The sequence below is a fragment of the Arthrobacter sp. efr-133-TYG-104 genome (genome assembly GCF_030208915.1).
GTDB lineage: Bacteria > Actinomycetota > Actinomycetes > Actinomycetales > Micrococcaceae > Arthrobacter.
This window is the reverse complement of the sequence record NZ_JARVTA010000010.1, coordinates 130,237-139,544: the sequence shown is the minus strand read 5'-3', so window position 1 is coordinate 139,544 and position 9,308 is coordinate 130,237. Positions and strand designations below refer to the sequence as shown.

At 61.7% G+C, this 9,308-nt stretch carries 11 protein-coding genes; 5 read left to right on the top strand and 6 right to left on the bottom strand.

Annotation, left to right across the window (positions count from 1 at the left end; genetic code table 11):
- Positions 1 to 241 precede the first annotated feature (241 nt).
- The gene (locus QRN04_RS09370) at positions 242 to 430 is read left to right on the top strand and encodes a hypothetical protein (RefSeq protein ID WP_284975744.1); all 189 of its coding nucleotides are present in this window, start codon (positions 242 to 244) and stop codon (positions 428 to 430) included.
- 13 nt (positions 431 to 443) lie between these two features.
- Here QRN04_RS09370 and QRN04_RS09365 read toward each other — a convergent pair whose 3' ends face one another.
- Positions 444 to 1,379: an NAD(P)-dependent oxidoreductase gene (locus QRN04_RS09365; protein WP_284975743.1), complete on the bottom strand. Its 936-nt coding sequence runs from the start codon at positions 1,377 to 1,379 to the stop codon at positions 444 to 446.
- 319 nt (positions 1,380 to 1,698) lie between these two features.
- On the opposite strand from QRN04_RS09365, the gene QRN04_RS09360 reads away from it, so the two are divergent.
- Positions 1,699 to 4,758 (top strand): S8 family serine peptidase, encoded by a 3,060-nt coding sequence (locus QRN04_RS09360; RefSeq protein WP_502868781.1) that lies wholly within the window; start codon positions 1,699 to 1,701, stop codon positions 4,756 to 4,758.
- 76 nt (positions 4,759 to 4,834) lie between these two features.
- Here QRN04_RS09360 and QRN04_RS09355 read toward each other — a convergent pair whose 3' ends face one another.
- From QRN04_RS09355 to QRN04_RS09340, 4 genes are read right to left on the bottom strand one after another with little or no spacing between them, the layout of a single operon-like run.
- On the bottom strand, positions 4,835 to 5,224 hold the full coding sequence (locus QRN04_RS09355) for a serine protease inhibitor (RefSeq protein WP_284975741.1): 390 nt from the start codon (positions 5,222 to 5,224) through the stop codon (positions 4,835 to 4,837).
- A gap of 2 nt (positions 5,225 to 5,226) precedes the next feature.
- The gene (locus QRN04_RS09350; protein ID WP_284975740.1) at positions 5,227 to 6,180 is read right to left on the bottom strand and encodes a 3-methyladenine DNA glycosylase; all 954 of its coding nucleotides are present in this window, start codon (positions 6,178 to 6,180) and stop codon (positions 5,227 to 5,229) included.
- Between the two features lie 12 nt (positions 6,181 to 6,192).
- Positions 6,193 to 6,654: an SSI family serine proteinase inhibitor gene (locus QRN04_RS09345; RefSeq protein ID WP_284975739.1), complete on the bottom strand. Its 462-nt coding sequence runs from the start codon at positions 6,652 to 6,654 to the stop codon at positions 6,193 to 6,195.
- A gap of 26 nt (positions 6,655 to 6,680) precedes the next feature.
- A complete protein-coding gene (locus QRN04_RS09340; RefSeq protein WP_284975738.1) occupies positions 6,681 to 7,208 on the bottom strand; it encodes a MarR family winged helix-turn-helix transcriptional regulator in 528 nt (175 codons plus the stop codon).
- Positions 7,209 to 7,311: 103 nt separating this feature from the next.
- Between QRN04_RS09340 and QRN04_RS09335 the strand changes: the two genes are divergently transcribed.
- The 3 genes from QRN04_RS09335 to QRN04_RS09325 all read left to right on the top strand — a co-directional run bounded on the left by QRN04_RS09335 (position 7,312) and on the right by QRN04_RS09325 (position 8,372).
- Positions 7,312 to 7,536: a hypothetical protein gene (locus QRN04_RS09335; protein ID WP_284975737.1), complete on the top strand. Its 225-nt coding sequence runs from the start codon at positions 7,312 to 7,314 to the stop codon at positions 7,534 to 7,536.
- Between the two features lie 156 nt (positions 7,537 to 7,692).
- Complete coding sequence (locus tag QRN04_RS09330) at positions 7,693 to 7,908, top strand: hypothetical protein (protein WP_284975736.1); 216 nt, start codon at positions 7,693 to 7,695, stop codon at positions 7,906 to 7,908.
- A 104-nt stretch (positions 7,909 to 8,012) separates the two neighbouring features.
- The gene (locus QRN04_RS09325) at positions 8,013 to 8,372 is read left to right on the top strand and encodes a LapA family protein (RefSeq protein ID WP_284975735.1); all 360 of its coding nucleotides are present in this window, start codon (positions 8,013 to 8,015) and stop codon (positions 8,370 to 8,372) included.
- A 163-nt stretch (positions 8,373 to 8,535) separates the two neighbouring features.
- Here QRN04_RS09325 and QRN04_RS09320 read toward each other — a convergent pair whose 3' ends face one another.
- The gene (locus QRN04_RS09320; protein WP_284975734.1) at positions 8,536 to 9,237 is read right to left on the bottom strand and encodes a hemerythrin domain-containing protein; all 702 of its coding nucleotides are present in this window, start codon (positions 9,235 to 9,237) and stop codon (positions 8,536 to 8,538) included.
- Positions 9,238 to 9,308 lie beyond the last annotated feature (71 nt).

The following is a 9,308-nucleotide window of genomic DNA, read 5'->3' as shown; positions in this document are numbered from 1 at the left end:
GCTCGACGAGCTCATCAAGGATCCGGACCTTCTCAGTACGGTTGCCCCTGGCGTAAGCACGTGCCTTGATCAGCGTGACCGCCTTGCGCTGGCTCATCGTCAAACCCATCCCTCAAGGATGTCCACCAACCAACCCCAACCGGACCTTTTCCGATGAGGCAACGTACCCGGCTCCGCGGACCTTTTCCATGAGTCAACGCGGGCACTGGCAGCAAGTAACCGGCGTCGTTAGGATGGCGCCATGGCCGAGAAACCGAGATCGATGGTGTTGGGCGTGATGGCTGCAGCCGTTGTTGCGGGTTTGGGCCGGATGGTGATCCAAAAAATCAAGGCGGACCGGGCTGCCCGGGAAAGCACTTTGACCACCGTTCCCTTGGATGCACAGACCCGTGCCCGGATCAGTGACGCGCTCCGCAATCCCCGCAGCTAAGCAACCCGCACAGCTAAGCAACCCTGTTTGTCAGGGCGGCGCCGTTCTTGAGGGCTGAGATGTTGGTGAGAACCAACCCGGAGGCGCCTTTGGGCCTGTTGCCCGCCACGTGGGGCGTAAGGATCAGGTTGGGTGCGGTCCACAGCGGGGAGTTTTCGGGAAGCGGTTCCGCCTTGGTGACATCCAGTGCCGCGGCCCGCAGCCGGCCCTCCCGAAGCGAGCTGAGGAGCGCGTCTTCGTCCACGGTGGCGCCGCGGCCGACGTTCACGAAAATGGCCGAGTCCGGGAGGGCTTGGAGGACGTCCGCGTTGAGGGCGTCGGCGGTTTCGGCAGTTGCCGGCAGGATCGACACCAAAACGTCGGTAGTGCGCAGGATGCCGTCCAATTGATCCGCGGCGACTACAGGGAAGCCGTACCGTTCGCCTTGTGAACCCGCAACGCCTGTGACCTTCGCACCCAAAGCCGCCAGCAGGGGAGCGAGCCTGCCTGCGATCGAGCCGAAGCCCCAGACGGTGACGTTGGCGCCGTCGAGCGTATAGAGCCGTTCGGTGTCAGGCGCGGATTGGGCAATGTTGTATGGCTCGTTCCATTCTGACGCCTTCTGCGAGTCCATCAATTGGTCCATCCGTCGCACGGCGGCCAGAATCAAAGCCAGTGCGTGTTCGGCCACGGGGCCATCGTGAAGTGATCGTCCCGACGTGATAGCCACGTTCCCGCCGAATCCGGCAGCCAGCACAGTATCGGGACCGGCCGCGAGGGTCTGGACGAGCCTGAGGCGGGACATTCCGCGGGCTGCACTTGCCAGGTTCTCCGCCGTATTACGCCACACCACCAAAACTTCGGCGTCCAAGTGCTCGGCGGGGACCGGCTTGTCCACTTGGTACACAACCACGTCGTCCTCCGCGGGGGAGAGGTCCAACTCGATGGTGTCCGGGACGAGGATTTTCACTGCAGCTCCAAAGGTTAAGGCGAATACCGGTATGTCTAGACGCTACCGCTTTACTTTCTGTTGCAGGATAAATTGCGTGCGCTTTATGTCATATTCGGCTCTCACTCGATACGCTGTGACTGCGCTGGTTGTTTTTCTTTGACAAGAGTTGTCACGAATGCAATCAGCTCGCGTGGGCCTTGGCGACGGAGCCGGGCCTCCCCAGTGAAAGGTGCAACCACTCGTGAAATCAGCAGGAAAGAGCTTCGCCAGAAGCGGGAGGCTTGGTAAGGGCGTGGCTCTGGCTGTCGGCTTGCCGTTGCTTCTCACTTCGCTTCCGATGCCAGCCCAAGCTGCTCCCGCCCCGGGGACAGCGACAGGGAACGTCGCAAGCGTGGCAAAGAAGAACCTTGACCCCGGCGCCTACAAGGATGGACGCTACATGGTGGTCCTGGCCGAAAAGCCTGCGGCAACATACGACGGCGGCACGGCCGGCCTTGCGCCCACGAAGGTGGAAAAGGGCAAAAAGCTTGACGCCAACAGTGCACCTGTGAAGCAGTACCAAGAACACCTCCAGCAGAAACAGCAGGAGGTTGCCAAGCAGGAAAACGTGAGCATCAAGCGTGAGTTCACCACCGCCATCAACGGCTTCAGTGCCACGCTGACCGCGGACCAGGCCATCAAGCTGGCCAAGGATCCCAAGGTCCTGATGGTGGCGCCGGATACCCAAAACGCTCCGGACTATTCAACGAGTGATTTCCTGAAGCTCAGCGGCCCGAGCGGCACGTGGGCAACGCAATACGGCGGCCAGGAGAACGCGGGCAAGGGCACCGTTGTAGGGGTCATCGACACCGGCTATACCCCCTCCAACCCGTTCTTCGCCGGTGATCCGGTGGGTCCGTTGGTGGGTAACCCGCAGGTTGGCGTGCCGTATCGCACCGCTGATGGCAAGATCGCCATGCTCAAGGCGGACGGGGATACTTTTGTTGGTGAATGCCAAGCCGGAACCGATTACGATGGCACGGCGTGCAACTCGAAGGTCATCAGCACGCACTACTTTGCCGATTCCTTCCTGGAGACTGTCCCACCGGAAAACCGTTCGCCTAAAGAGGTCCTCTCGCCGGTGGATGTGGACAGCCACGGCACCCACACCGCCAGCACGGCAGCAGGTAACGGCAACGTCGACGCCGTGGTGGACGGGCGCAGCTTCGGAATCACCAGCGGCATTGCACCGGCAGCGAAGCTTTCCATTTACAAGGTTTGTTGGGAGGACACTGACCCGGCTACAGGCGGTTGTTACGCGTCCTCGGCAGTGCTCGCGATCGAACAGGCAATCCTCGACGGCGTGGATGTGCTGAACTACTCCATTTCCGGTTCCACCACGTCCACCACGGATCCGGTGTCGCTCGCTTTCCTTTCGGCGACGTCGGCAGGAATCTTCGTAGCGGTCTCAGCGGGAAACTCCGGGCCGACGCCCGGCACGGTCAATCACGGCGCCCCGTGGTTGACCACAGTTGCGGCTACGTCATTCTCCCAGGAGCTTCAGGGAACGGTGCAGTTCTCCGATGGGAGCAAGTTCCGCGGAGCGAGCATCATGAACCATGAGGTGAACGGGGCCGGCGTCGTGCTCTCCGCCCAGGCTGCAAGCGGGAACGGTAACGCGGCGCTCTGCGCTCCGGGGTCCTTGGACCCCGCCAAGGTCACCGGCAAGGTCGTGGTGTGTGATCGAGGAGTTGTGGACCGAACCGCCAAGAGCGCCGAGGTTCTCCGTGCCGGAGGTGTAGGCATGATCCTGGTAAACCTCACCGACTCGTCGCTGGACACTGACAAGCACGCTGTACCCACCGTCCACGTGAACCCGCCGGCTACCCAGGCGATCAAGGACTTGGTGGCAGCCAATCCGGCTATCACCGTTTCCTTGCTGAACCACGACACCACCGGCCTTCCGCCGGAGCCGCAACCCCAGATAGCAGGGTTCTCTTCCCGCGGTCCGTTGCTTGCCACCGACTCGGACTTGTTGAAGCCGGATGTCTCCGCCCCCGGTGTTGCTATCCTCGCCGGGGTCTCGCCCATCGGCACTGGTGGTGACAACTTCGGCTTCCTTTCCGGTACGTCCATGGCTTCCCCGCACGTTGCGGGATTTGGAGCATTGATCCTCTCCAAGAACCCAACGTGGTCTCCCGCTACCGTAAAGTCCGCCATGATGACCACCGCAGGGCCTGTGAAGCTGGCTAACGGGGCCGTCAACACGGACGTCTTCGCCACCGGGGCGGGGCAAGTGGACCCGGCAAAGGTCCTCAGCCCCGGATTGGTCTATGACGCCAGCACCGAGGACTACCTCAAGTTCGTCCAGGGCACTGGAATGGACCTGGGTATTCCCGGCTTGGGCACCACGCAACCCCGCGACATGAACGTTCCTTCCTTTGCTTTGGGGAACCTGGCAGGAAAGATCGAGGTCACCCGCACCGTCACTGCCCTCACCCCGGGCCTCTACCGCGCCACGGTCAACGTCCCCGGCATCAACGTCAAAGTGACGCCGGCCGTCCTGAACTTCAGCTCCGCGGGGGAGAAGAGGACGTTCAAGATCCAGTTCGAGAACAACAACGCCCCGCTGGGCAAGTTCGCCATGGGTTCACTTTCCTGGCAGGGCGCGGGCAAGACGGTCACCTCACCGATTGCTGTCCGGCCGCAGTCCATCATTGCGGACAAGGCATTGGCGTTCACGGGGACGGGCCCCAACGGGTCCGCGGCCATCAACGTCACCTCCGGCACCAACCTGCCGGTGGGAGTCACCGTCGATGGCCTGTCCAAGTCTGATTCCACGGCCATCGAGCTGACCCCTGGTCCTTTCACGGGTGAGACCGATGCGTCCAACTACGTGAAGAAGGTGACGGTGGGAGCAGGCAGTGCCTTGGCCAGGTTCTCGGTCAATTCCTCCAACGACGCCGCCGACTTTGACATGTTGGTGCTCACTCCCGACGGCGAACAGCTGAGCGCTGCGACGCCCTCGGCCAGTGAAAGCCTGACCGTCCCTGATCCGGCGCCCGGTGATTACTACGTCTTCGCCAACCTTTATGCCAGCCCCAACAACCAAGCCACCAAGGCCACAGTTGATGCGGCGGTTTTGGGTGCCAACGAGGGCAACGCAACCGTAACCCCGAACCCGATTCGCCTGGCCAACGGTAAGACCGGGCAAATCTCGCTGAACTGGAAGAACTTGACGCCCGGCTCATACATCGGGCGGCTCACGTTCGACGGAACGAGCGAGCCGAGCTTCGTGACCGTCGTCGTCAATCCCGGCGGCGCAGTGGTGGTCCCGGATAATGAAAACCCGAAGAAGGATAAGAAAGACAAAAAGATCCGCGACGCGGATCCTGCGCAAAGCAATAACGCAAGCTAACTGAGCGGCGTGAACAGCAGCGGCCGGCGGATTATCCGCCGGCCGCTGCCGTTTGTCGCTGTTGTGCCTTTGGGGTTTAGGTGGCCCCGGTGGAGCCGGTGCTGCCGCCAAAGAGTGTGGCCAAGGTGCGCCACCGTGCGATCTCACAGCCATCCGTTTTGCTGAACCTGCTGTGCACCTTGCGCCCCCGGAACCGGCCTGTCACCACGGCCACTTGCGGACCGCCATACTGCTGCGTGCAGGTGCGATCCGGCTGTGGTTTCGGAAAGAACGCCTCCTCCCCGAACTGTTCGACGGCGGCAAGTGCCGCAGTTGCGTCCGGCAGGTTCGAATCAATGGACTTGGGATCGGCCGAGAGGATGCCGGAGGCGGACCTGAGATGAAACTCCGTGCTGTCCGCATCCGGCGCTTCTGTCAACGTAATTCTCAGGTCGACGTCGTACTCGTTGTTTTCAGGAGAAACCATGGTCACCTTTCGCTGATGGCGGCGGGTTCCCGGGCGGTGACTGCGCCGGTCCGTTCACCGAGCAACGGTTGTACTGCCTCAAGCACACGGGCCCGAAGTTCCTGGGACTCGGCCGCGAATGCCCGTTGGTATTCAACGTACTCGGCTTTGCCCTGCGGTGTCTCGATCTTGATGGGTGGGTATCCCCATTCTTCGAGATCGTAGGGGGAGGCCTTCATGTCCATGGTCCTGACGCGCCACGACAATTCGAAACAATCCATCACTACGTCACTTGGCAGCGCGGGTGTTAATTTGTAGGCCCACTTGTAGAGGTCCATGTTGGCGTGCAGGCAGCCAGGCTGTTCCATGGCCCGCTGGTTCTCGCGGGTTGGCCGGTGCTCATTGAGGGGGATGGCATCGGGCGTGTAGAAGCGGAAAGCGTCAAAGTGCGTGCACCGGATGCGGTTTTCGTCCACGACGGCGTCAGTGCCCTCCGCGCCGAGCCGCAACTCCAGGTATTCGTGGCGTAACTCGAACTTCTCCTGCCGGTACACCATCGCCCATTCGTGGAGGCCGAAGCAGCCGAACTGAGCGGGGCGCTTGGCCGTGCCTGCCAGGATGATCCCCGCGAAGTTGACGGCTTCGGAGCGGTCTTGGAGGAAGCGGTGGCGGTCGAAGGTGACGGCGGGAGTTCCCGGCGCCAGCCCGATCGAGGCGAGTTCGCCGTCGTCGAGCGTCCGGTAGTACTTCCAGCCCGCGCGTTCGACGGCCCGAGGACCGCTCAACACCGTGCCGTCGCCCGGGTGCCAACGCTGTAATTGCCCGGGCTTTTGGGTGTAGTAGGTGAAGAGGAAGTCTTCCACGGGATGCTTCTTACCTGCCGAGCGCCGTGCCAAATACGGTTCGGCGTAGCGCGCCACACGGGCGTGGTGGGCTGCCTCCAGTGGGAGCCATTGATCCTCGGATAAGTGCTGCATGGGTTCGGCCACTCAGCTGCCCCCGCTGGAGCCAAGCACGCTGCTGGCAGCGTCCCACCGGGCAATCTGGCAACCGTCGGTGCGCTTGAACGCGATGTTGATTTCTTTGCCGTCCACGGATCCCGTCACGGTGGCTGTGGCCGGGCCACCGTATTGCTGCGTGCAAGCAAAGTCCGTCCGGACCGGCGCGGGACTCAAAAGTGTGGGGTGGTCCTTGATGGCGGTGCATGCGGCGCTCGCCGCCGGGTGCTGGGTTTCGGCGGCTGGAGTGCCGTCGGTGCATACCAGCGTGTAAGTCCTTGGCACGCCACCCGGATTATCCAGCACCATGATGGAGAGTTCGGCGTTGCCCTGCCCGGTTGTGGGAGCGGAGGCGGGGACGCTGGAGCCGCCCGGTGCGGGACTGCCCGAACATGCCGTCACCGCGGCGACCCCAAACATTGCCAGGGTCGGGCGAACATCCAGCATGTGCATTGACACTCCTCGGTTTTGCGTCCATTTTACGCGGGACTTTTGGCCTCCGGAGCATCCATGGACGACGGCGATGCCGCTCCTTGCGTGCTTGCGTCCACGCCCTCGCGCTGCGTGGCGGCGATGAGTCCAGTCATTGCCCTGTGAAGTTCCGCAACCTCCTCCCGGCTGAGGTGCAAGCGATCGCGGATCTGCCCGGGGACGGTGGTGGCCTGCTCGCGAAGTGCCGCGCCTTTGGCTGTCAGCGTGATGGCGAGTGCGCGTTCATTGCCCGGGACGCGCTCCCTAGTAAGGAGTCCGGCTTCTTCCAGGCGCCTAAGCAGCGGCGACAATGTCGCAGGGTCATGCAGGAGGCTATCGCTGATGTCCTTTAACGTCCGCGGACTCCGTTCCCACAGGGCCAGCATGACCAGATATTGGGGATGCGTCAGCCCGAGGCATTCAAGGACGGGTTTGTAGATGCCCACCACGCTGCGCGAGGCCACGGTCAAGGCAAAACACAGTTGCCGCTCCAGCAGGAGATCGTCGGTATCCTCGACGGTGTTAGCGCCAGCCATGGCTTCCTCCTTGTTAGGGCGCCCCTGCACCTCTTTAGTTAGTGTACTAATCATTAGCGTACTATTGTTGTATCGCACCGCCTAAATGAAGGAGTCGTTCAGCGTGGCAAAGGAACCCTTCGCCCAGAAGTTCATGCGCGCCACCGGTAAGTTGCGGGTCATCTTCGGGCCAGCCCACAGCAGTTCACTCGATCACGAAATGACCGAAGACAACCAAAGGCTGCTGGCTCAACGCCAAGCGGAAACCCAGCAGTGGGAAACGGTTCGCCGTCCGGACGGCAGCACCTACGTGGTGCCCCGCAATCCGGACGACAAATCGCTGCGCTAAGACACGCCAGGCATTGAATTTTCGTTTCGACCGCTCATTTCTCCACGGATCAGCCGCACTGTTTTTCGTCGTATCCGGCGTAAGATGAGCCTATCGAACGGCTCGCGTTGGCCCTGCCGCTCTTTCTCTCTCCCGCAGGAAAGGGGGTGGAAGAATATGGGACGCAAATTGGAAGGCTTCGTCCATGTGACCGAGCGGCTGCAGTCAGTATTTGGACCAGCCACCCACGGCGACGCGAGTAGCCCCGTGGTGCACAAGCACGACGAATTTGAGACCGCCTCCGAAGCGGACCTGAAGAATTTTGACATCGAAACCGACTCTGAGGGGCACCACTACGCCATTCGGAACAATGAACGCGGCTGGGAAGACTGAGGAAGTCGGCTCGGTTGCTTCTGTGACCCTCTGACCCTTGTGCAACTAATCAGCATGCTTATGATTGGTATACGCGCGAGATGACGGGACAAGAGGAGCTGCTGATGAGTTTTCAGGAGGATGCTGCGAGGATCCCATCAGGTCCCGAGCACGAAGGTACGGCGGTTCCATCGGCTGCTCGAGGCACTTCCCGGCCCACGCGGACTGCTGCCGTCTGGGTGGCAGTGGCAGTAGGTCTGGTGGTGTTGGTTCTGCTGATCGTGTTCTTCGTCCAAAACCAGGACATGATCACTGTTCGTTTCTTCGGACTTGAGGGTAGCTTGGCCTTGGGCACCACGCTCTTCATTGCGGCAGTAGGCGGGGGCGTCCTGGTGGCGCTGGCAGGCGGGGCCCGGATCCTGCAGCTCCGGCGCGTCAACCATCGTCGCAAGAAAGTGTTGAACGGGCAGGCGACGCGACCATGAGTGATGGAAACCCGCTCGATAATCCAGCGGCGGACGAGCATGAACCCGAAGTAGACCAGCCCACACCGGAAGCGGGCACGTCTGAGCCGGACGGCTCCTCGGAGACCGGAAAGAACATCGGGGGCCTTCTCGGCGACCTGCTCTCGCCCGTAATAGGCTCAGCTCAAGAAGGCATCGTGCCATATACCCGGCGATAATGTGACGCGTACTGTCGGCGGCCGAACAAGCCATACAAGGCCCTCGCAATTCCCGGGACGTTGGCTTTCATCCAAGTAGACCGTTCCTCCGGTGAAAATGCTTCGAGCACGAAGCCGAGATTGATCATCAGTCGGTTCTTGGGAATCCCTGCCATCCCGTATTCGCCCAGTTCGTCCCACTCCCGCTGGGACAGGGATGTAGACGCTGCCGGGAGAATAAGTTCCTCCTCTTGACCGAGATGCACGAAAAGGACTGTTCTCACCTCATCAAGGAGTGCCGCTACCTGAGCGCCGTCTTCCGGTGCGGCGCTGCGCTGCCAGACCGGCACAGCGGTGTCGAGCTGTTCCAAGAGTGCCGCTACGCTGGCATGCTGGGAGCGCATCAACTTGACGTGGATGGCGCACGCAGGGGAGCGGGATTCAAGCCGGTCCCAGAGCAGTAGATCTTCGCCCTGATGATGGTGATGGAGGCCGCTCACGATTTCGGCGATGTGGTTGCCGATCACTTTCGAACGTTCCGTGTCACCGGAGGCTACTTCCCGGACGAGCCGGGGTGCATCCGTGAACAGCCGACGAAACATGGTGTGGATGACAATAAGGCCGCTGGTGTCGCATCCCCGGGCTTCGCTGAGGGAAGGATTTCCTGTACTTGAATGTCGGGTAACCATCTGAGGCTCCTGGTACGAACTGGTGCTTGTAAAGACTTCCGCCGTCGGGACGGAGGGTGCCACGGCGAGGC